At 45.2% G+C, this 22,736-nt stretch carries 16 protein-coding genes; 8 read left to right on the forward strand and 8 right to left on the reverse strand.

Annotated elements, in window-relative coordinates; translation table 11 throughout:
- Window positions 1-402: 402 nt before the first annotated feature.
- The 3 genes from QUA42_RS07250 to QUA42_RS07260 all read right to left on the reverse strand — a co-directional run bounded on the left by QUA42_RS07250 (window position 403) and on the right by QUA42_RS07260 (window position 4,576).
- A complete protein-coding gene (locus QUA42_RS07250; RefSeq protein WP_333136410.1) occupies window positions 403-2,721 on the reverse strand; it encodes a CHASE2 domain-containing protein in 2,319 nt (772 codons plus the stop codon).
- 130 nt (window positions 2,722-2,851) lie between these two features.
- Complete coding sequence (locus QUA42_RS07255; protein ID WP_333136412.1) at window positions 2,852-3,844, reverse strand: DUF1822 family protein; 993 nt, start codon at window positions 3,842-3,844, stop codon at window positions 2,852-2,854.
- Between the two features lie 51 nt (window positions 3,845-3,895).
- Complete coding sequence (locus QUA42_RS07260; protein WP_333136414.1) at window positions 3,896-4,576, reverse strand: sigma-70 family RNA polymerase sigma factor; 681 nt, start codon at window positions 4,574-4,576, stop codon at window positions 3,896-3,898.
- A gap of 541 nt (window positions 4,577-5,117) precedes the next feature.
- On the opposite strand from QUA42_RS07260, the gene glgA reads away from it, so the two are divergent.
- Both glgA and QUA42_RS07270 read left to right on the forward strand, forming a co-directional pair.
- On the forward strand, window positions 5,118-6,593 hold the full coding sequence (gene glgA, locus QUA42_RS07265; protein ID WP_333136416.1) for a glycogen synthase GlgA: 1,476 nt from the start codon (window positions 5,118-5,120) through the stop codon (window positions 6,591-6,593).
- Between the two features lie 881 nt (window positions 6,594-7,474).
- A complete protein-coding gene (locus QUA42_RS07270; RefSeq protein WP_333136418.1) occupies window positions 7,475-8,524 on the forward strand; it encodes a Fe(3+) ABC transporter substrate-binding protein in 1,050 nt (349 codons plus the stop codon).
- A 65-nt stretch (window positions 8,525-8,589) separates the two neighbouring features.
- On the opposite strand, the gene QUA42_RS07275 is transcribed toward QUA42_RS07270, so the two are convergent.
- Entirely contained in the window at window positions 8,590-9,111 is a 522-nt protein-coding gene (locus QUA42_RS07275; RefSeq protein ID WP_333136420.1) for a pentapeptide repeat-containing protein, read from the reverse strand.
- Between the two features lie 22 nt (window positions 9,112-9,133).
- Window positions 9,134-10,855, reverse strand: coding sequence for an iron ABC transporter permease (locus QUA42_RS07280; protein ID WP_333136422.1), 1,722 nt, complete (start codon window positions 10,853-10,855; stop codon window positions 9,134-9,136).
- Window positions 10,856-10,981: 126 nt separating this feature from the next.
- Between QUA42_RS07280 and QUA42_RS07285 the strand changes: the two genes are divergently transcribed.
- The 3 genes from QUA42_RS07285 (at window position 10,982) to QUA42_RS07295 (ending at window position 14,139) form a co-directional block, all read left to right on the forward strand.
- Complete coding sequence (locus QUA42_RS07285) at window positions 10,982-12,070, forward strand: ABC transporter ATP-binding protein (RefSeq protein WP_333136423.1); 1,089 nt, start codon at window positions 10,982-10,984, stop codon at window positions 12,068-12,070.
- A 355-nt stretch (window positions 12,071-12,425) separates the two neighbouring features.
- Window positions 12,426-12,980: a hypothetical protein gene (locus QUA42_RS07290; protein ID WP_333136425.1), complete on the forward strand. Its 555-nt coding sequence runs from the start codon at window positions 12,426-12,428 to the stop codon at window positions 12,978-12,980.
- Between the two features lie 169 nt (window positions 12,981-13,149).
- Window positions 13,150-14,139, forward strand: a complete 990-nt coding sequence (locus QUA42_RS07295; RefSeq protein WP_333136427.1) for a hypothetical protein — start codon at window positions 13,150-13,152, stop codon at window positions 14,137-14,139.
- Window positions 14,140-14,628: 489 nt separating this feature from the next.
- Here QUA42_RS07295 and QUA42_RS07300 read toward each other — a convergent pair whose 3' ends face one another.
- Window positions 14,629-15,399 carry a TerC family protein gene (locus QUA42_RS07300; protein WP_333136429.1) on the reverse strand — a complete coding sequence of 257 codons (771 nt, stop codon included), beginning with the start codon at window positions 15,397-15,399 and terminating at the stop codon, window positions 14,629-14,631.
- A 338-nt stretch (window positions 15,400-15,737) separates the two neighbouring features.
- Between QUA42_RS07300 and psaM the strand changes: the two genes are divergently transcribed.
- The gene (gene psaM / locus QUA42_RS07305; protein ID WP_015174804.1) at window positions 15,738-15,833 is read left to right on the forward strand and encodes a photosystem I reaction center subunit XII; all 96 of its coding nucleotides are present in this window, start codon (window positions 15,738-15,740) and stop codon (window positions 15,831-15,833) included.
- A gap of 285 nt (window positions 15,834-16,118) precedes the next feature.
- Window positions 16,119-16,535, forward strand: a complete 417-nt coding sequence (locus tag QUA42_RS07310; RefSeq protein WP_333040994.1) for a slr1601 family putative cell division protein — start codon at window positions 16,119-16,121, stop codon at window positions 16,533-16,535.
- A gap of 223 nt (window positions 16,536-16,758) precedes the next feature.
- Here QUA42_RS07310 and ctpA read toward each other — a convergent pair whose 3' ends face one another.
- Window positions 16,759-17,997, reverse strand: a complete 1,239-nt coding sequence (gene ctpA, locus QUA42_RS07315; RefSeq protein WP_333136431.1) for a carboxyl-terminal processing protease CtpA — start codon at window positions 17,995-17,997, stop codon at window positions 16,759-16,761.
- A 603-nt stretch (window positions 17,998-18,600) separates the two neighbouring features.
- Here ctpA and QUA42_RS07320 point away from each other — a divergent pair.
- The gene (locus tag QUA42_RS07320; protein WP_333136433.1) at window positions 18,601-21,324 is read left to right on the forward strand and encodes a DUF4347 domain-containing protein; all 2,724 of its coding nucleotides are present in this window, start codon (window positions 18,601-18,603) and stop codon (window positions 21,322-21,324) included.
- Here the strand turns inward: QUA42_RS07320 and tnpC are convergent.
- Complete coding sequence (gene tnpC / locus QUA42_RS07325; protein WP_333136435.1) at window positions 21,228-22,685, reverse strand: IS66 family transposase; 1,458 nt, start codon at window positions 22,683-22,685, stop codon at window positions 21,228-21,230. The two genes, QUA42_RS07320 and tnpC, sit on opposite strands and share 97 nt — an antisense overlap.
- Window positions 22,686-22,736: the final 51 nt, after the last annotated feature.

Genomic DNA, 22,736 nt, shown 5'->3' on the forward strand with positions numbered 1-22,736 from the left:
ATTCATTTTTTTTGTCATAATCAAGTATTGCATATAATTGTACCGTACTCATGATAATGATTTAGGATTGCTATATCTGCACCAGCACAAATAACCAAAAATAGCCGATCGCGATCGGGAGCATCTCACTTTTGCCGCCAAGCTAGAAATTGGAGTTGGGAGCCAGGAGCCAGAAGCTAGGAGGAAAGAGGAACAAGGAAGGAGCCAGAAGAAGTGTTTTTACAAATATGAGATGCTCCCTACTTAGTTTCTAAGTGAATAGCCTGGGGAGCGTGAAGCATTTGGGCATAAAATCAAAGGTGGGAAACATGAATTGTCGCCCAAATGCTCCACCTCTACATCTCTCGAAGGGCTTGAGATTATCGGTTGGCGATGTCATCTAACGATTGCCAATTGATATTGTCATTTCGGCCGAAAAGTAAAAACGATCGCAATTAAACCCGCTTCTACCATTGCCAAAGCTGAGGGTACCAAAGGCACCCACCAGCCCCCGATTAGCAAAAACCAGCAAACCCCGCACAAAATCCCCGCAGATGCGATCGCCCCCGACACCGCGTGCAGCCTGCGTCGGCTGACAATCGCGATCGCGCTACCAACTGCTGCCCAACCCACAATCCACAGCACTTGGGTCCATTCAGGAGCAATTTGCAGCAGCGGGCGCCGATCCAAAACAGCGCTGATAATTTGACTCGACATTTGCGCTTGAATTAATACCCCCGGCATTTTCTGGGAAGGCGATTCTCCCGCACTGTAAGGCGTCAAAAAATAATCGGGATTGGAAATCGGAGCCGTCACGCCAATAAAGATAATTCGGTCTTTTATCAAATTGGGATTGACTTTTTGTTCTAACAGTTCGGCCAGCATGACTCGGTGAACAAAATTTTTTGGTTGTCGGTAATTGAGTATTATTTGAAAACCGCGATCGTCCAAGTTTTGATAAGCGCCTGTACTGCCGTGAATCGGTGCAAAAACTGCATTGCCCAGCCTTATCTTATCTCTGGGAAGAGATTCCGGTTGGATGCCTTTTGCTGCTAGGTAATGGAGAGCAGCCCTCGCGCTCAAAGAGTAGTCTGTATTACAAGGATCGCTGCTGTGCGGCTGCATAAACAGCAAGTGGCGGCGGAGAATGCCATCGGCATCTGCCACCACATCGCTGAACCCGAGGCGCTCTTTTGGCAGTGCGGGCGGCGGTTTGATGCCGTATTTGTTGGGTTTGCCGGTTTCTTTGACGCTGCACAAACCAATTAAATTTCGATCGCCCTGAAAGCGAGCGGCTAATGCTGCATAACCGGGCCCTAAAGGGCGATCGCGGAAGATATCCAGGGCGATCGTTTGCGCCCCATACTGTGCCAATTTTCCCACTGCTTTTGCGATCGTCGCATCCGGCAGTGGAAAGCCGTATTTGTTGATATCCATTTCCGTGGCTTCCACCACCAGCAAACGCGAGTCTGAGCTTTCAGCAGGACGCAGCCGCATCAGTTGGTCAAAAGCTTGCAATTCCCATATCTGGAGCAAGCCCAGCGATCGCGCTCCCATGACAGAAACAGCAGCAGTTGCGATCGCCAACAGCCCGCTCTGAAAGCGGCGCAGCCGAGATAAAGATGGCGGATTGCTGACAGTTTCCGGCTCGGCTTTGTGCAGCAACTCTTGCCAAGTTGGCGGCTGGGATGCCGGATTTTGACAAATTATCGGCAGCCAATCCGCGCCGGGAATTTCTGACTCTAATTCTGCCAATCTTTGCCTCGCGAGGCGCACTGCCACATACAAAGGTTCCCCGCGGCAAAAAGCTTGGAGAAAATACTTTAAAAAATCTTGGGCCGCTCGATCGCACACCGGTTCCCGCATTACTATCGTTTGCGGGATGCCCAAATCTTCAAGCTGCCGCCCTATTCCCAATCCATCACAGGAATTCAAAATGGCCAACTGCAAGCCGCTGCTAACCGCTAGCTTGAAACCGTGTTTCAGTTCTTCTACTGTTAAACTCTCTGTTTGATTAATATAAAATTTACCCGAGTGGCCGTCGCTGTGGGTAGAACTGTGTCCTGCAAAAAATAAGATATCCCAGCTTTTTTCCCAAAGCTGATCGCCGATTTGGCGGCGACTTGGTTCTACTAAAAAAGTAACTTCTGCTGAGGGCAATCCTGCAAGTATAATTCGATCTTGCTCAATATCAATTTTTTGACTGTTCCCCAAAATTGCTAAAATTTTTACGCTGCCTTGAGCGGGATTTCTGTTGGCGATAGCCGGTTTTTTATAAGTAGTTGCGGGGCTCAAAGCAATTTCGGCTTTCGGGTAGCGCTCAAAAATATCCCAGCAGTACCAAGGCAGCCGCCGCAAATCGATGTCGTCAGTTTTGACTAAAAATCGAATCGTGTCCGACGGCATTAATTGTTCGAGCAATGTTTCTTTGAGTTTGCGAAACGGTTCGGAGTTGAGCCAGCTATTGATTTGCTGGCTTAACTGTTCCCGCAAAAAGCGGCATTTGGACAACTGTTCTGCACGAGAGCCCATAATGCTAATTTCGATCGGCTTAATGCGGAAATCTCCCAAACTGCGGTAGGTTGACTGCCAGCGATCGTAGTGTTCAGCTATTTCTGGTTTCGGAGGCAGGAAGGCTTGGATTTCCACTGCGGGCCGCTCTCCTTCCGCGCCGATTTCCAGAGAAACTCGCACCCCTTTTATCAAGTTATCATCTAGCTTCAAAACAACTAATTTCGGCATGGCTAACGACTGATAAGCCCAGGCGCATCTAAATTTTACAGTCACGGCGCGATGAAATTATTGTGGGCTGGGCATCCTGCCCGCCCAAGTTCAATTTCTATGCTCAACAACTTATGGCAATCGGGCCTCTTTAGGCGGCAAAATTCTCTGCAATACAGAGTTCTTTCAGTTTTACCACAACGCTGAAACATTCTCCGCGATCGGCGGCAAATTCTAGAGTCATGTAGCCGTTACCGCTGCCGGCACAAGCTTCCATGACAGTTTTTCCCTCGCCGTCGGTGACTTTCAGAGTCAGATTGAGCGGCAAGCTGTCTGCCCCGCCGGCGGGATGCACCTGTACTTTAATATTAGTTTCAGTATCGGTTGTTGGTTCGATCGCCACCAGCAAAGCTACCGATCGGGCTGGTTCTATTACACCCCTCCAGAAATTAGGTTTTTCTTGAAAAGCATCGATGGTTGCGGATGCTTTTTCCGAGGTATCTGCTGTCAGATGGATTATCTTGCCCCGCACGACTGCGCTGCTGTAACGAAAAACTAAATGAGGTTCTTTTGGCACTAAAATATCTTCTATAGACTGCCAACCAGCCTCAAAAATACTGTGCAGCCACTGGCGCAGTTGTACAGTTTTTTTGCTGCGTTCCAGACAATCCAAATGTTGGATAAGTTTGTCAAAACTTTGCAATTTCTCAATCGCTAAGTCTCCAGCTCTTGCAGTTTTCATAAATCCCACCAAAGTAGCTTCTTGTCGCTTTATATCGATTTCAACTGCTACTAAACCAATGCGATCGTCCGGTATTTCCAGCGGAATGTAACAAAACTTGCCAGACTTCAGAGGTCGGCATTCCAAATGACCTAGTTGAGTTAATTTCAAGTCTGCTGCATCGGTGTAAAGGCGCATGGCCGCGTTCCAACTGTCGCTGGCATTCAAGTCTGTGGGAATGTCCATCATTTCCATGTAATCTTTCACTGCACATACAGCTAAAGTGTTGAAATAAACTTGCTCTTTTTTTTCCGGCGATGTCACTCCGTCAAGATTTGAAAACTTCTGTGCCACCCGCAGGGCGGCGGCTGTAATGGGCAGGGTAATAGATTTTTCTCTGATATTTTCGGTGCTGTTATTCATCACGGTTTTCCTGTTTGACAGATGTTTTTTAGGACAGGAGTTGTCCTGCCTTTATTCCAGATATCCTTGATTTTTGGCAAAATTTCGCAAGCGGGGCAGACATTCTCTTTTATAAAAATTGGGGGCGGTTGACGGCGGCAAGTTAAATTCAAGAGCAATGTTTTTCCAGGGAGTCTCCGGGGGAAGACGCCTCAGAATTAAGGTTTGGCAAGTGACATCGGGGCGTTCTTTGATGTGAACACTTCTCAATTCCCCCTCCGGATCGGCCCGCACCCATTTTTTTGTCTCTTCTAGGATGGCTAGCGGACTGTCAGAATAAGTCGGCGGGTTTTCGATATTATTGATTGGGTTAATTTCTGCTGAGTCTTCGGAAATCAACGGTAAATCACGTCTAACTTTTTCCTGCTTTCGTTCGAGAGTAAAGTCTTTCAGTCGCATCTTGAGATATTTGTCCAGCCAAGTAATGACGCTGCCCAGATTGCGATCGTAAGGTTTGTTTGCGGTGTTCGCTTCGCAAACATTGCGACAAAAATACACCCAAGTTTGCTGTAAAGCATCGTTGTAATGAGGCGTGTCTTCTTGCCAAAGTTTGCCGGATTTTACAATCAGCCTCACTATCTCGCTGAGTTTTTCCCGCCGCATCAAGCTTTTGGGCGGATGCGAACAGGCTTCAGCAACTAGCTGTTGGAGTTGTTGGTTTAAATTGTTTTCCTTACCGTTGGTGTCGGGCATCGGCGAGCGCCTCCTTAAGAGTCTCTGGATGAATGCTGGACACGGCATTTGCTGGTTTAAATTCCAAGATAGAATCCCTGATTTAATTAGTCCTGGACGCATTTCAAGGTAATTGTCTCATTGGCAAGTGAAATGAATAATCTCAAACCCTTGTAACACCGCCCTTGAATGCGTAAGTCCTGTTGATGTTTGGCAGTCGAACAGGTGCTCTGTGCCAATCAGTTATCAGCATCGTGCGAGAAAATTTCGCGCAAATTAGGCAAAAATTTTAAAAATATTTAGTTGACAAATGCCAGCAAATGGGGTATTAAATCGATTTTAGATTGAACCCACGGATGCGTCCTCTGCCTCCTCTGCGGTTTAAATAATTCAGATCTGAGCGGAAACGATATCACCGATCGCCCGAATCTGCCCCAACATCCGCTAGCTGTGCGTATTTCCCTGTATTCCCAATGGCCGACTTGATTCTTTGCCGAGAACTCATATACTTTGTCAAGTTAAGAAAATATTTTTTTGATTCATCCAGGAGCGAGAAAAAAAAATGTACATAGTACAAATTGCCTCGGAGTGCGCCCCCGTTATCAAAGCAGGAGGTTTGGGCGACGTAGTTTACGGTTTGAGCCGGGAGTTGCAGAATTCCGGCCACTGCGTCGAGATTATTCTACCGAAGTACGACTGCATGAGGTACGACCACATTTGGGGACTTCACGAAGCCTACCGGGATCTGGCTGTGCCCTGGTACGGCGGCGAAATCCTCTGCGATGTCTTGTGCGGCTGGGTGCACGGGCAGTTGTGTTTTTTCATCGAACCTCGCTCTCAAGATAACTTTTTTAATCGCGGCTGTTATTACGGGTGCAATGACGACAATATGCGGTTTGCATTTTTCAGCAAAGCCGCTTTGGAATTTTTGCTCAGAAGCAACAAGCGTCCCGATGTGATTCACTGTCACGATTGGCAAACTGGTTTGGTTCCAGTCCTGCTGTTTGAAATTTACAAATACAATTGGATGGAATATCAGCGAGTCTGCTATACCATTCACAATTTCAAACATCAAGGCATGGGAGGTAGCGATATTTTGCAAGCAACGGGTTTGCACAGACCGGATTATTATTTTGATTACGATCGCCTCCGAGATAACTTTAACCCTTTTGCTATCAACTTTATGAAAGGCGGCATTGTTTACTCGAACTTTGTCACCACGGTTTCGCCGCACCATGCTTGGGAAGCTCACCTCGGCGAGTTCGGCTACGGTTTGGGCCACACTTTGCATTTATATCAAGAGAAGTTTCGCGGGGTGCTCAACGGCATCGATTACGATGTGTGGAATCCAGAAAGTGATGGCTACATTCCGCACCACTACACTAAGGATGATTTGGCAGGAAAAGCCAAAACTAAAAAAGCTTTGCGCGATCGGCTGTTCCTGCGCGATGCTGACAAGCCTATTATTACGTTTATCGGTCGTTTGGATGACCAAAAAGGCGTTCATCTCGTCCACCACGCAATTTATTACTCTCTGAGTAAGGGAGCGCAATTTGTGCTTTTGGGTTCCGCCACCGAAGCGGGAATTAATACGCATTTCCAGCACGAAAAACAGTTTTTAAATGACAATCCCGACTGCCATTTAGAACTAGGTTTTAATGAGGAACTGTCGCACTTAATTTACGCCGGTGGGGATATGATTGTGGTTCCCAGTAATTACGAACCCTGCGGGCTGACTCAGATGATCGGGTTGAGGTACGGTACTGTTCCTGTGGTGCGGGGAGTGGGCGGTTTGGTGAATACTGTGTTCGATCGAGATTACGACACCCGCCACCTCCCGGAAGAACGCAACGGTTACGTGTTTTACCAAACCGACTACTCGGCTTTAGAGTCGGCGCTCGATCGGGCGATCGGATTGTGGTATGACTATCATGATGAATTTGAAAAACTCATGCTTCAAGGCATGAATTGTGATAATTCGTGGAAATATCCAGCTAAAGACTATGTGGAAATTTACGAGCTAATTCGACACAAATAATCCTTAGGGTATCCAGTGTGCACCTTATTAACTGTAGGGTTCGCACTGCTAGCCCGCTTCTTGGTGGCTGTTGATCCTGGTCGAGAATTTCGGCAGTTGATACATGGCGTTGACGCGAATCGCTTGGAAGATGGCTGTTGCTTTTTTTAGTGCGAGCTTGTTTAAGGAATGTTTTTAAATTTACCGATCGGCTAAATTAAATAAAACTTCTGGAGGTTGTTGTCAGTCACAATTAGTAAAAGCTACTGTCTGTCCTAAAAAGGCAGACAGTCAGAAACCTATGGGGGATAGGGCTTGGGAGTTTTTGGAGATGTCTATTGCCAACAAGTGTTGTGATACCTAATCAGCAAAAATCTTTGTCACAAATACAGTCCTGGACGAATCAAAACCTTCATAAGCAAATTTTTTGATGTTGCACAATAGCGGCATGATTAGGATTTTTTTATGGAATGGGCCCATGAGCCCGAAGGCGTGTAGTTTCACAGGAGGCAGGACACCCTACAATAATCAGCCTCAAATTGTGCAAAGCCCATTTTTTACCAGAAAGAATTGGTTTAAAGCCCCAAGCCGTATCGGGAGAAATTAAAAGAAGACTATTCATTACTCCCATCCTCTTCCTTCCAGGTAGAGGTCGCTGTCAACTGTCAACTGTCAACTGAACTAATCTGCGGGCTACCACAAAGTCTTTTCGGAAAAAAACTGCAGGTTGAGCGAAGTCGAGACCGGATTTCTGACCACGGGTGCGTCAGCCCTAAAATACTTACGCTTTTGATAATCAAATAAGAATTACTTGCATTAATATAGTAAAACAATGACTATAGATGGCTGTGAATGTACCATCGTGTCAATTACCAGATGAAAAAATCTATCATTATAGAACAATGAGCATTTCTCGGCGTATTTTTCTTGCCAGCGGTACAGCAATGGCTGTCGTGGCACTGGGGGAACTAAGCAAAAAAGCCCCTGTCGCAGCCCAAACCGGCACTCTCAACCTTTATTCAGCACGTCACTACGACACTGATAATGAGTTGTACCAAAGCTTCACCAAAAAAACTGGGCTCAAGGTTAACCTTGTTGAAGCGGAGGCGGACCAACTAATTGAACGGATCAAAAGTGAAGGTGCAAATAGCCCCGCTGATGTTTTCATCACGGTGGATGGTGGGCGTTTGTGGCGGGCAAAACAAGCAGGTATTCTGCAACCTGTTTCTTCAACAGTCCTGACATCGGCAATTCCAGCAAGTTTGCGAGATCCTCAAGGTTTCTGGTTTGGTCTATCGCGCCGGGCACGGGTGATTGTTTATAACAAAAGCAAGGTGAACCCTGCCCAATTGTCAACCTATGAAGCGCTGACAGAACCTCGGTGGAAAGGCAAAGTTTTAGTGCGATCGTCCACTAATATCTATAATCAGTCTCTGGTTGGGGCTATGTTAGCCGTTCATGGAGCTCAAAAAACAGAAGCTTGGGCGCGAGGATTGGTGGCTAATTTTGCGCGTCCTCCAGAGGGAAATGATACAGCGCAAATCAAGGCGGTTGCTGATGGGGTAGGCGATATTGCCCTTGTTAATACCTATTATGTAGCTCGCTTAATGAAATCGAAAGATCCAGCAGAACAGGCGATCGCCGCGAAAGTAGGTGTATTTTTCCCGAACCAGCGCGATCGAGGTACTCATGTCAATATTTGTGGTGCCGGTGTAGTCAAAACCTCGCGTAACAAAGCAGGCGCGATCAAATTCTTGGAACACTTAGCCAGTCGCGAAGCGCAACAAATTTTTGCTAGGGGTAATTATGAATATCCTGTGATTTCAGGTGTGGCGATCGATCCTACGGTTGCCAGTTTTGGTACATTCAAATCTGACCCTCTCAACCCTGATGTGTTTGGGAAAAATAACCCCGAAGCTTTAAAGATTGCCGATCGGGCAGGATGGAAATAGAGGCTTTTTGAACAAAAAGCTACTCTTTGTGATTCGGCGGTTTCAACCGCCGAATCCCATCAACTTTAATTTTTAATTTTACCATCCGGCATTATAGCGCCTTTCAGATTTGCCCCTTTCAGGTTTGCCCCAGTCAAATCAGCACTATTTAAGTCAGTTTCACTTAAATCGGCATTACTAAGATTGGCATTATTCAGTTTTGCCCCTCGCAAAAAAGCCCCCTTGAGATTTGCATTACTCAAATCAGCATTTGTGAGATCAGCGGTAGATAAACCTGCTTTTTCCAGAGAAGCACCTTTTAAATTTGCACCTTTGAGATTGACGCTATCGAGTAAGGCTTCATTAAGTTTGACCTTTTCTAGCACAGCACCTTCCAACTTAGCACCATTGAGATTAGCGCTTGTTAAATCAATGTCGCTTAACTTGGTATCAGTCAGGTCACATCCCGGACATTGCTTAGTTTTTTGTAATGTTTCGAGGGGACCTGCCACCTGTTTTTGGCATCCAAAGGTGACAAAAACAGTAAGTAGTAAGAAGAAGATTGTGCCAGTAGTGCCGGTAAACATTGGTGAATTTTTATTAATCATCTTGATTGGTAAAGGGATAATGTTAACGGTTAACTGTTAACTCTGTTGAAGACTTGCGCGATCGCGCAATTTTCAAACTTAATAAAATAACCGGTAACATCCCCACTAAAACAATTGCGAGTGCAGGGCCAGAAGCTTCAGCCAATCGCTCATCTGAGGCAAGTTGATAAGTTCGCACAGCCAAAGTATCAAAGTTAAAAGGTCTAATAATTATAGTAGCAGGTAACTCTTTCATTACATCAACGAATACTAACATCATGGCAGTTAGTAAACCTCCCGTCATCATTGGTGTATGAACTGTAACTAAAGTTTGGATCGGACTATAACCCAAACTTCTCGCCGCCTCATCTAAATTAGGCTTAATTTTGCTCAAACTTGACTCTACCGCATTTAAAGAAACAGCTAGGAAGCGAACTATATAGGCAAATACCAAAGCTGTGATCGTACCACTTAACAACAAGCCTGTAGAAATTCCCAAGTTTTCACGCATCCAACTATCAAATAGATTGTCAAATTTTCCCAGGGGAACCATAATCCCCACTGCAATGACAGAACCAGGTACAGCATAGCCCAGTGCCGCAACTCTCGTTCCAAACTGCACTCCTAAATTAGGATATAACCGTAAGCCATAAGCCATAATCAAGGCAATAACTACTGCTAAAATTGCTGTCAGTGTTGCCAAAATTAAACTATGACGGGCAAACACCCAAAAACGTTCATCTAAAGTGAGTTGCCAATTAGCTAAGGTCAACTTGAGTAAAAGACTCGCTGGCAATAAAAAACCAAAAAACAGTGGAAAAAAACAAGCAATTACCGCTAATATTTCCCTAATTCCTTTAAGTTGATAAGTTTGTAGTTGGCGATAGCGGCTGCTAGCTTGATAATATTTAGTCCGACTTCTAGACCAGCGTTCTAGTAAAATTAAACCCAGAACAAATAATAAGAGCAGGGCAGCTAATTGATTGGCTGCAATTCGTTCTCCCATGCCAAACCAAGTCCGATAAATACCTGTGGTAAATGTATCAACTCCAAAATACTGAACAGTTCCATAATCGTTGAGAGTTTCCATCAAAGCCAGTGCTAAACCTGCTATAATTGCTGGTCTTGCCATTGGTAAGGCAACTGTAATAAAACTCCGCCAAGGGCTACAACCCAGTATTCTACTAGCTTCTAGGGTACAAGTGGATTGCTCCAAAAAAGCAATTCTTGTTAATAAGTAGACGTAGGGATATAGAACTAAGATTAGCATTAATATTGCTCCAGGGAGCGATCGCACGTTAGGAAACCAATAGTCTCCATAACTCCAGCCAAAAATAGAACGCAAAGCAGTTTGAACTGGGCCTGAAAATTCTAAAAAGTCTGTATAAGTATAAGCAAGCACATAAGCTGGGGCCGCTAATGGTAACAGTAATGCCCATTCAAATACGCGACTGGCCCGAAAGCGACACATTGTTACTAGCCACGCACATCCTACGCCAATCACGACAACACCAAAGCCTACGCCGATCATTAACAATAAAGAGTTGAGTATATAACGAGTTAAAACAGTCTCAGTTAAATGTTGCCATGTATCTTTAGCTTCAAAAAAGATACTGGATAAGACACTGATCACTGGTATGGCGATCGGCAATGCTAAAGCGATAACTGCAAGTGTCCACCCACTAGCCGATAGACCGCGTAAGGTCGATAGCCATTGGATTGTCCTGATTCCTGTTTGTTGTAGTGATTTTTGGGAATTTTTCATTGCTAGTAAAAAGTCTAGCTTGCTAGTTTATCAGTAGGTGTAAACATTTGTCAAGGCTTTCTAATAATTAATCTCACTAAACTGGTATATTGTAGAATAGTAAGTTGTTGATTATTTATAGCAATAATGGCTCGACCGATAATTCTGCATTTGGATGGTGTAACAAAACAGTATTCCCAAGCAGCATCACCTGCGGTGGCATCTGTCACCCTGACCTTACATCAAGGAGATATACTGGGGTTGTTGGGGCCATCGGGTTGTGGGAAAACAACGTTGCTGCGGTTAATTGCTGGTTTTGAACAGTTACAAGCAGGGACGATCGCTCTAGCAGGAAAAACTGTAGCCAGTGTTAATATGTCAGTCCCGCCGGAACAGCGAGACATTGGTATGGTGTTTCAAGACTATGCACTATTCCCTCATTTGACAGTAGCGAAAAATGTAGCTTTTGGCTTAACGCATCAAGGAAAAGAGTCAAAGCATAATATTCAGAAAGGTGTCACCGAAGCATTAGCGCTGGTGGGATTAGAAGGATTGGAAAACCGTTATCCCCATGAATTATCGGGGGGTCAGCAACAGCGAGTCGCCCTGGCCCGTGCTTTAGCCCCTAGACCTGCGATTATTTTACTAGATGAACCGTTGAGTAATTTAGATGTACAAGTACGGTTAAGATTGCGTCAGGAAGTCCGCGAGATTCTCAAAGCAACGGGAACCTCTGGTGTATTTGTCACGCACGATCGCGAAGAAGCACTTTCGATTTCAGATTGGGTAGCGGTGATGCGTCAAGGCCAATTAGAACAGTTTGGCACTCCAGAGGAAGTTTATCAAGAACCAGCATCTCGATTTGTGGCTGAGTTTGTGACGCAAGCTAATTTTGTTTCTGCATCGCTGAAGCAGGATTTTTGGGAAACAGAAGTAGGTTGTTTCGCTGTTAAACGAGATTCATGTTCACAAGTTCCCTGTGATGTTTCTACTGAAGGAGAATTGATGCTCCGGCAGGAAGATTTAAGTTTATTCTTAGATGAAGATTCGGCTGTTGTGATTTGCGATCGCCAATTTTTAGGTAGAGAAAATCGTTATTGTTTAAAAACACCTTCTGGCGAAAAATTATATGCACTCACAACCACAGGAAATGTTTTTCCCATTGGTTCTAAAGTTCGGTTATCTTGTGGTGATAATTCTCCCTTAGCTTTCTTTGTCGGTAAGCCTAGGCCATAGCTAATGACTAATTGCTAATTGGGGAAAAATTCTCCCCCTCTCCCCCTCTCTCCCACTCTTCCCTCTTCCTTAATAATTAAATTCTCTCTTTCGCCCTGTCTCAGCAGTCTGGCTAGGGAGTCTGAGGTGTTATTTCACAAACGTTCCTTGACCTGGGAGATGATTCGGAAGTTGAATCAAGAACTGGGGATTCCCGCTGAAATTCTCATCCAACCCTAGGAGTGGGTACAAATCCCCGCGTAACAATGACAGGATAACAGGTGTGCAATCGATTTGTGTAAAAAGGGCGATCAGCATGAGGATACTTGTCCTCCAGTGCCAAGGGCAGATACACCGAACATACTCAGTCTAAAAGTTGTTTGAACTTGGGTTTGATGATGAAATCAACGAAAAGTTTCCGCCACTCCAAGAAAATAGCTATGTTCCACGCATAAGTTTTCCGTATATTTACTTAAATCCGGTAACTCATTTGCACTTTTTATGTTTATTTGATATAATCCGGTATGTAAATCAAGTCATAATTAACACAGTCACTACTAAAATGGAATTATCTGTACTAGCTTTACAAGCAGCAACTATTGCACTTTGGGTAATGGATAAAGTTTCGGGCGGGGCTTTAGAAAAGGCTGGAGCAAATGTTCTAGATTTCTTAGAAAAACGATTTCAAGACAAACTCCAGATCAAGGGTTCTGAACCAAAACTTTTAGAAGCTGCGATCCTAAGTGAAGCTCAGTGGGACCAGAAGTTTCAAGAAGATCTCGAAAGACTGGTAACTCAGTATCAACAAATACAAAAAACACCAATTACCTCCTATGTTTCTCAGAGAAATCAATCCGGCGTAAACCTTAATGTTGACAAAAATTCTGGAACAGTCATTGGGCAAAACATAGAAAAGCAATTTTTTCGTTGAGAATTATCTTGAGCTTCAAAACATAGACTTAGAGCCAAACAATAATTTTTTTATAAGGCTTTTAAACTACATTAAAGTAGTTTTATTTCTGATATCTACTATATTTTTTTGGCTCTTATTTGGTTGGTTAGCTGACTACTCTTTTCCCTTTGGTCAAGCTTTAGATTTAATGCTTGCTTGTTTCAAAGGTACTATTTCAGCCAGGATTAATACCCTACAACAGCAATTCCAAAAAACAGATGTAGTTCCCCAGCCTGAAAACAAGCAGCAAGTTCCAAAACTAAATAACTTAGAGTCTCAAGCATGGTTATATGAGGGTATATTAGAGCGTCTTGGTGCAGATCCTTCTGCAAATCATGAAAGAATTGCAAAAACACTTGAGGCATTGGAGTATAAAAGAAGTGAACTTCTACAAGAGCTAGAGCCTCGAAGACCTCGAAAATATCGGATATTAACCGGAATACAAGATGCTGTTCGTATTCTTTTAGCTAGTCAGGCTGAGAAAGATTATGAGCAGCTTCAGAAAATTGTAACTAATCTGGTTATTTTTACGAGAAGTAGGGAACCGTCACAAATCATTCTTTCAGAAGCAATCACCAAATTAGCTGCAGAGATAGGACAAAATGCTAATCAAATAAGCCCTTATCGTCTTCGTCTTGCTTATAAAATAGAGGAATTAATCAGGGTTTTATCAGCAAAGCTAGTTTTAGGTGATGATGCCTCTATAGCTGATATTAACAATCAATCAAGTATTAATGAGCTGCAATCTCGGATCAATCTTTTATCCAAAGAGTTTAATAATTTACTTAGAGCAAAACAAGAAAATACAAATGAGATAAACGGACGCATAACAGAGATTTACAAGCTTACAAAAACTATTTCTGATTTGTACAGAGACCTATCAAATCGTGATGCAGATATAGTTGCTTTGCAAAAAAATATTCAAAATTTAACGGAATCTGTCCAAGAAAAGCAGGCTAATATAAACCGCCTGCAAAATTCCCTATCTGAATTGCAAAGAGATTTTGAAAATTCCACAATTACGCCAGAAGAATATGAGATAATCGACAATAAAAGTGATTATGTGTTTGTTAAAGCCCACGACAGAAAAAATGGGTCGCACGTCACAGCACATTACAGAAAACGACCAAACAAATAAACACCCAGCAGCCTAATAACCAGCTTGAAGCGGACTGCCGAGAGATATTGGTAAGAATACAAAGGTTACTAGCAGTCGCTCCACTCAACCGCTCGCATGCACACCCCTTCCCCCAATTCCTGCCCTCTTTTCGCCATAAGATCGCTCGCCCTCTTTCCCTAAAAACTCCTCAAAAAATACAGCAACCACCAAGGATTAAATCTGATCCGGATCGATCGCCAATATGCCGCCAACCCCCTCAGCCACGAATTCCCCTCGCTATCCCACCAGCGCAATCATTGCTGAGTCTGATTTTGATAACTGCCTTCCCATAGGCCCAATTGTACTCCTCTCAGTTTGATCGGCTAGTGAAAGAAACGATATTACAAAATAAAAGCCTTTCATCCCCGGACTAACGTCACTGGTATGAAAGGCTTTGGCACGTTTTGACCAGCCTTCAATCTTGTTGGTTTGACAGATTTAAGCTAATTTTATTCAAATGAAAGTATGTTAATTTTCGGACTTCTGTCCTTGTGATTCTCGCACAGCAACTTCTGAATCCGGCTGATTCAGAGCCATTTCTAGAGATTTTGCAATCTCGAATGACTCAGGAGTACGCTTAGAAAATCCCCAGACAAACATCAAGACGATACTGGAAACTAGCAGCCATTGCGGAGGAACTAAATCTGGATTAATTACTTTCACCAACAACCGCATTCCCACGAACCCGACTGTGATGTAACCAGCACTTTCTAGGTGAACGAATTCATCCAGCCACCGGATGAACAACCCGGCCATGAATCGCAGGGCAATAATTCCAATAGTAGCGCCTGTTACGACGATAAAAGTGTTATCAGAAACAGCGATCGCAGTAGTAACGCTATCCAAGGAAAACGCTAAATCCGTAAAAGCAATCATGGGAATTGCTTGCCACACAGACGCAAATCTGGGGCCGTGATGTTCTCCTTCGGAGTCGGTCTCTGAAGTAAAATGTTGGAAAACAAGCCACAGCAGGTAAAGAGCACCCAGCAGTTCAAACTGCCAGTATTGGATCACCCAAGTAGCCGTTAAAATTAGGGCGATCCGCAGTACAAAAGCAATTATCAAACCAACGTTGAGAGCCTGTTGCTGTTGCTTGGCATCTTCCAAACCTTTAGAGATAGACGCCAGGGCGATCGCGTTGTCAGCCGAAAGTACAGCCTCCAAAGCCACCAAAACCAACAATAATAAAAAGCCGTCAACTCCAAAATTGGGTGAAGCGTCGAGAAATTGATCTAGCATTAACTATTTTGTGCACCTAAAATTGGCAAGGATAGAGCGCAGCGCAAATTACCCGCTCTGTCTAACATTAGTGTCACCTTCATTTAAATCTTAACCTAACGCGGTAATTCTGTGGGAGGCGATCGTCCGAACAACGTCCGAAGGAAGCAGTCCCAGGAAACAAGGAAAAATTCTCCCCCTCTGACCCTCAAAAACTGCGCCACTGCGCCACTCCTCCCCGGAGGCACTCTTCCCCGGACCCACCATTTGTGTTGCAAGTTGTAACAAATGATTCCCAAAAGCGCCAATTTGTCTCAAATTGGTGAAAGCTCGTCCCCGCGAAAAGGAGTTTTGCGAATATGTCTTTAACAGATACCCAAGTCTACGTAGCGCTCGTAATTGCTTTGATTCCCGGAATCTTGGCTTTCCGGCTGTCAACTGAACTGTACAAATAGTTTCCAGACACCAGTTGCGAACCGCAAAACGCCTGCCTGAGCAGTTAAATCTCTCGCATTACAGATACAGACAATTGCTGCCCCAGTGCAGTAGATTGTTTGTGTTCAGCAAGACGAGACTGCAAGGGCAGGCATTTTTATGGGAAAATTCCGTCTTCAGGCGTCACCTTTGTCTCAACAATTTTGGCTGTCAGCACCCTGACTAACAGCGGCGAGTGTGCGTTAAGCTCAGAATTTGCTCTGTTGAACTCCAAAACGTCAGTCTCAGGTATTTGAAAAAAAATTATGCAAGCGATTCAACCCACCGTTACCCCACTGCGTCCTGTAAAAAACTCCCCTCGGGTTACTCCTGGTCGCAGCAGCAGCCGCCAGCGTTCCTACCCTCACCAAACCCTCGCGGCCGAAACAGGCGTCAAGTTGGCAGTCAACATGGTACTTTCAGTCTGTGCCACTTCTGCTTTGCTTCAGCTTTGGCCTCACTACCGGGCGGTGCAAGAAAAATTGCACGAAATCCAAGCAGAAGTCAATCTTACCCAAGGGCGAGTAAATCAGTCGCGATCGGACTTTAACCGCTACTTTGACCCTAGTCTTGCTAAAACTGTGATGCAAGAGCAAAGCAACCAAGGTGACCCGCAGCAGCGTCCGGTGATTTTGCAAGAAGCCGAGGTACCCGACGCCGAGGAATCAACCCCCCAACCTTAAGGGAACAGCAGTTTTGGGTTTGGATATCACGTCCGATGTGCATCATTCTTTTATGTCATTGGTTCGCACAGGGAACAATGACAGATGGATCTGTCGGACGTGATATCACTTTTGAGTAAAAGAGTTTTTAGGATGATTCTTGTCTGTCCCGGCGAACGAAACGCAGAGACAGACAGACCTGCGTATTGTCACCTGTTGGAATCTCAAAACTTCAAACTCCGGGTTATACTGACTTTGCCAGCACGGTTTTTTCTTTCAGTAGTTGCAGTGCAGCTTGATATTGCAAGTCTGCTGCGGTGCCGATTTGATCGCGCGCGATGGGTTCCAAAGGCACTACGCGATCGGGCGAAATCCCCAGCTTGTTAATATCTTTATGGTTAGGTGTCTCGTACTTAGCAACAGTCACGGCCAACCCAGAACCGTCAGACAAATCAAACAGCGACTGAATCAGTCCTTTGCCAAAAGTCTTTTCTCCTACCAGTTGAGCTCTGCCGTTATCTTGCAGCGCACCAGCCAAAATTTCGCTAGCACTGGCAGTTCCCTTGTTAACCAAAACAATCAGTGGATCGTTAGTTAGGGCTTGTCCAGAGGCTTCAAAACTGCCGAGAATGCCTTGTCTGTTCACCGTGTAGACGATCGTCCCGGAATCGAGCCACAAGCGGGCAATTTCAATGCCCGCTTGCAACAGTCCGCCCGGGTTGTTCCGCAGGTCGAGAATGTAGGCGGCGGCTCCTTGTTTTTCCAAGCGGTCGATCGCGTGAGCGACTTCCTCAGTGGCGTTAGCGCTGAATTGACTCAAGCGAATGTAGCCCACCGGCAAATTTTCCGAGGCCGACTGCAATTCGGCGTAAACCGGATTCAGAGCAATGCGATCGCGCACTAACTCAATGTCCTCAGCAATGTCCCTTCCCTCGCGCCCCAAGGTCAAGGTAACGGCAGTGCCGATGCGGCCGCGCATTCGAGTTGCTGCTTCGTCTAGGCTCAATTCTGAGGTAGGAGTGCCATCAATTTTCAGAATGCGATCAAGGGGTTGGATGCCAGCTTTATCCGCCGGTGAGCCGGCCAAAGGAGCCACCACTGTCAGGGTATTTGTCTCGGGGTCAATCGCAATTTGCAGCCCCACACCCGTCAATTCTCCCGAAGTGTTGACCTGTAAGCTGCGGTACTGTTCGGGTTTCAGCAGTCGAGTGAAGGGGTCGTCGAGATTCGCCAGCATCCCCTGAATAGCCGTGTAAGTCTGCTGTCTGTCGTTGAGCGGTTCTTTGACAGCTTTTTGGCGAATCGACCACCAGTTTTGAGAGTTGAAGCTGTCGTCCACATAAGAGCGATTGACAATTCGCCAAGCTTCGCTCAATAGCTGCTGTTCAGGAGTCAGCGCCGCCGCAGGCTGCGCCCACCCACCTAGAACCAGGGCGACTTGGAGGAAAAGTAAAATCGCAATCTGGAAAACTCGTCTGTACATGATTGTTCCGTAAAATACCAGTAAGTATTACATTTTATGTATTTTACGTTTGTACGCTGGGAACGCTGTTGCAGATTTAACTCGCCTTTTGCATGATCGCCAGCGTCCCGCTGGCACTTGTAAATAAATATAAGCGATCGGTCGTCGATGATATTACGTGATCGTCTCAGGAATAGGGCGCGATTCGCTTGCGCCCTCGGCTGGCGCGACCAGCGAGGGATTGCTTGTAAATTTTGTTTGACTCTCCGCAGAGATACTAAAGACCGCCTGACTATCTCCATTAGTCGTGGACGCATCGGAGTTGAGAAACCGGGTTTGATGTATGAGAAGACGCATTCTCGCCCTCAGATTCGGTAAAAAACTTGGTTTCTGAGTCTCGCAGTGCGTCCAGGACTATCTGTCTGGATGCAACAAGATTGAGTGGCCTCCGTACATCATCGATACGTTAAAAATTAATGATTATATAGTTGGTTAAGTTCTCAAAACTTATATGAATTTTTGATAACGAAAGTGGGAAAAACAAATATTTTTTGGATAGCTGCTAAACAAAAACATAAGTCATAGGGTATCCTAATATCCTATTTTAATCTTACCAGGTGTGTCATGTTAAACTCACTAACTCCACTTTCCACAAAAGCGATCGCATTTATCGATGCTGCCGTCCCCGACCCTCAAATCTTAATCGACGGCGTTATCCCTGAAACCCAGGTAATTAAATTAGAGTCAAACCGCAACGGCCTGGAACAAATTGCCGAAGCTTTGCAGGGAGAGCAATTTTCAGTAATTCACATTATTGCCCACGGGCAACCCGGTTGCGTGCAACTGGGGAACGTTGAATTGAGTTGGGAAAATTTGAGATATCGCGCGGGTAATTGCGTAGCAGCAGTCCAAGCATGGGCGCAATCCCTGACACCAAATGCCGAAATTCTCCTCTACGGCTGTAATGTTGGCCGAGAAAATATAGGCAAAGCATTGGTACAGCGTTTGAGTCAACTAACAGGGGCAAGTGTTGCTGCTTCTGAGAATCTGACAGGTTGTGCAGAAGGCGGCGGCGACTGGGAATTGGCAGTGACAGCGGGGACAATCAAAGCTGGCATTGCATTTGGAGCAGAAGCGATCGCAGCTTACGGCCACGTCCTCAATACGTTTAAACAAACACCTACTGGCTTGACAACAGGAAATCTCCCTACAGCTATTGTTAGCCAGGACTTTAATGGAGATGGCCTTCCCGATTTAGCCGTAGCTAACAGAAGTTCTGACAGTGTTTCGATATTGTTGGGAACAAGTCAAGGTAATTTTGGAACTGCTACTAACTTGACCTTGGGGAGTGGAGGATCTCCCAGCGGTATTGTGGCGGGCAATTTTAATGGGGATTCACTTCCCGATTTAGCTGTCTCGGTAGCAATTGGCGGCGATATAGGAGGAGGGGCTTATGTCTTTTTAGGAACAGGGCAAGGCAACTTTAGCAATCCTAACAACTTTGGCCCTGGCATCACTAAAGAGGCGATCGCTGCGGGAGATTTTAATCAAGACAACTTCGCTGACTTAGTTGTGGCAGAAGACAACCAAGTCTCTATTGCTTTAGGCAATGGTCAAGGAACTTTTGGTAATTTTAACAATGTGGGGACTGCAACCAACCCTTTAGCGATCGCGATCGGAGATTTTAACGGCGACAACAATCTAGATGTTGTTGCCACTAACAGGAATCCGGCTAACAGTGTTTCTATTTTTTTCGGTAGTGGTCAAGGCACTTTTGGCAATCCAACCAACTTGAATGTCGGCACAAGTCCCAGCGCGATCGCAGTTGGAGATTTTAACGCTGACGGCAGATCCGATCTGGCTGTAGCCAATGCAGGCAATCAGAACGTATCAATTTTATCAGGGACAGGTCAAGGCACTTTTAGCAATCCTGCTAACTTTAATGTTGGGTTAAGTCCTGATGATATTGCCGTTGGTGATTTCAATGCTGACGGTCAACCCGATTTAGCTGTAGCGAACGTCAGTTCTAATGATGTTTCAATTTTAACTGGCACCGGTCAAGGAACGTTTAACGGGCCGTTTAATTATAATACTGGGGGAACCAGTCCTAGCGCGATCGCGGTTGGAGATTTTAACTCTGATACCAGACCAGATATTGCTGTCGCAAATACCAACAGTAACAGAGTTTCAATTCTGTTGAATGTGCTATTGAAAGCAAGTTTTGCTAATTCTGCGTACAGCAGTCTTGAAGGAGACGCAGATGCGACTGTTAATATTCCTGTGAATGTCGAAGACGGTTTGCGCTTTACTGACTTGATTGTACCGATCGCAACTGTCTTGCCCGTTCCTGCTGGCACCTCACGAGCTACTCAAGGTGCCGATTATACTCTTTCTACTAATACTCTCACTTTTCCCGCAGGTAGCGGCAGTTCGACTCAAAATATAGCTGTCAATATTAAACCAGACAACCTTGCAGAAATGGATGAAGCAGTTGTCTTTAGTTTTGGTACGAGTGCGGGAGGGTTTGCAGGTACAATCTCTGAAACTACCCTAACAATTCCTGCTAACGATCCGATTATTTACACAGTTGGTGCTAGTGCTGGTACTGTTCCTGAAGGCAACTCCGGCACAAATCCGCTGATATTTACTGTTAGTCGCAGTGGCGGTACTGATTCAGCAGGGGCTGTCGATTATGCAATTGGTGGCACTGCAACCAACGGGAGCGATTACAATAATATCGGCACTTCTGGCGCAACAAGTACGACTGGCCTGATTAATTTTGCCTCTGGTGAAACATCGAACACTGTCACCCTAGATGTGTTGGGTGATGGTAGCGTTGAACCAGACGAAACTATTACCGTCACTCTATCTAATCCCGTCACATTGCCTGATGGCGGTTTTCCCGGCGGCAGTTCGACAATTGGTACTGCTACTGCTACAACTACGATTATTAATGACGACACTGCTGGAATTTCAGTCAATCCCGATAGCGGATTAAGTACAACAGAAGCAGGAGGAACAGCAACATTTACTGTCCAACTCAACTCTGAACCAACTGCTAACGTGACTGTTGGCTTAAGCAGTTCCAATGTTACCGAGGGAACAGTTTCTACACCCTCGCTGACATTCACTCCTGCCAATTGGAGTGCGCCGCAAACTGTAACGGTAACAGGCGTTGACGACAATATTGCTGACAGCCCTCAAACTTACACTATTTTCACTGAGGCTGCTGTTAGTACAGACGTAAGGATTCAGGTCTTTGATTGGGGAATAAGAGAAGGCATGAAAAAGTTACAAGAATGGGCAAATATAGCATCACGGAAAAAAGCCATTGCGCTTTTACCCTGAAACCGACAAGTCTGAATCACAGATAACAAATCAGCAGTTTGTTCAAACCGAGACATTGACCGGGAGCCCCCAGATACCTTACGCTTCGTCACGGCTAATCGGAGAGAACGTTCTGCCAAATTATTATCAGGAGGAATGGAAGGATGGTCTAAAAAGTACCACCATTGATGTGCTTTCTCACGCAACGAGCGCAATAAAACTCCAGCAGCATGACCAACATGACCTTGCCAAGTATTTAACAATTCTGCCAACCTGGTCTTAAAGTCCCTCGCCCAAGTCTGATAATCAAGCTCTTGAGGGTGTTCCCGCCATTTTCGATGTTGTCGAAATGCCTCATCAATTAATTCCAAGAACGCAGAGGCGACGACTGTATTGTTACCGTAACTAAGAAGCAGAACTTTCTTAAAATGTCGCCGTAGATGGGCTAAACATTTTTGTTGCGCTCCCACAATCACACCGTTGTAGACGCTAAAATCATCAGAGCTCAACACTCCAGCAAATTCATGGCCCAGCATCGTCTCTAATTCGGCTCTACTCCGAGTATCCGCAGCATGAAACAAGCAAAAATCTTGACCCGTAGCTGTCCACAACCATTCTTTGACTCCCTTGACACACCAAGGGCTTTCATCGACATGGACGTTGGCTTGTCGGCGTGCCCATTTCCATAAGGCTTCAACGGCAGACTTTACAGCATCGGCTACCCGCGCATTTGTCGCTTGTAATGTCCCTATCCCTATTTCGATTCCACCTAGTTCGCGCAGGAACTCTTGTTGCTTTTGGTAGGATATGTGCCCATAATTACCTAGCCATACCAATAATGCTTGTAGGTCGATGCTTAAGTCTTGTCCTGGAACTATCCCGGATGCTGGTGAACCCATCACCATTGCTCCACATTCTAGGCATTGACATTTGACTCGTTGATATTCCACTACTTCAATTGGTAAGGCTGCTAAACACGCTACTTGCTGCTTGCTATAACCAATCGCCTCACTTAATTCTCTGCTACCACAATGCTCACAAGAGTCAGGAGTGCTGATTTGATATCTATCCACTCGTCCAAATCCTTTTCGGGTTTTGCCGATATGTCCTGGCTGTCCTCCTGGTTTACGCTTGGGCTCTGGGTCTGACTCTTTTAAGTTATCAACTTTGGCGAGCTCTGATTTCTGTATGAGATCGCTTGATGGGGGTTTCGATGATGTTTTGCTATTGCTGGGCTGTCTCTCTTTGAGCTTTTTGAGCTCTTGTTGTAATTTTTTAATCAGCTTCTGTTGGGTTAGCACAATTTTGACCAGCTCCTCACGGCTCAACTGGTCAACTACTTCTAATTTTCGTGCTGCTGATAACTCTGGCTTTTCCCTCATCTGACTACATTACCATATTTTTCCGCTCTCAATAAACTATTTTTTACCTGA

Source organism: Microcoleus sp. Pol11C2 (assembly GCF_036701505.1).
Taxonomy (GTDB): Bacteria; Cyanobacteriota; Cyanobacteriia; order Cyanobacteriales; family Microcoleaceae; genus Microcoleus.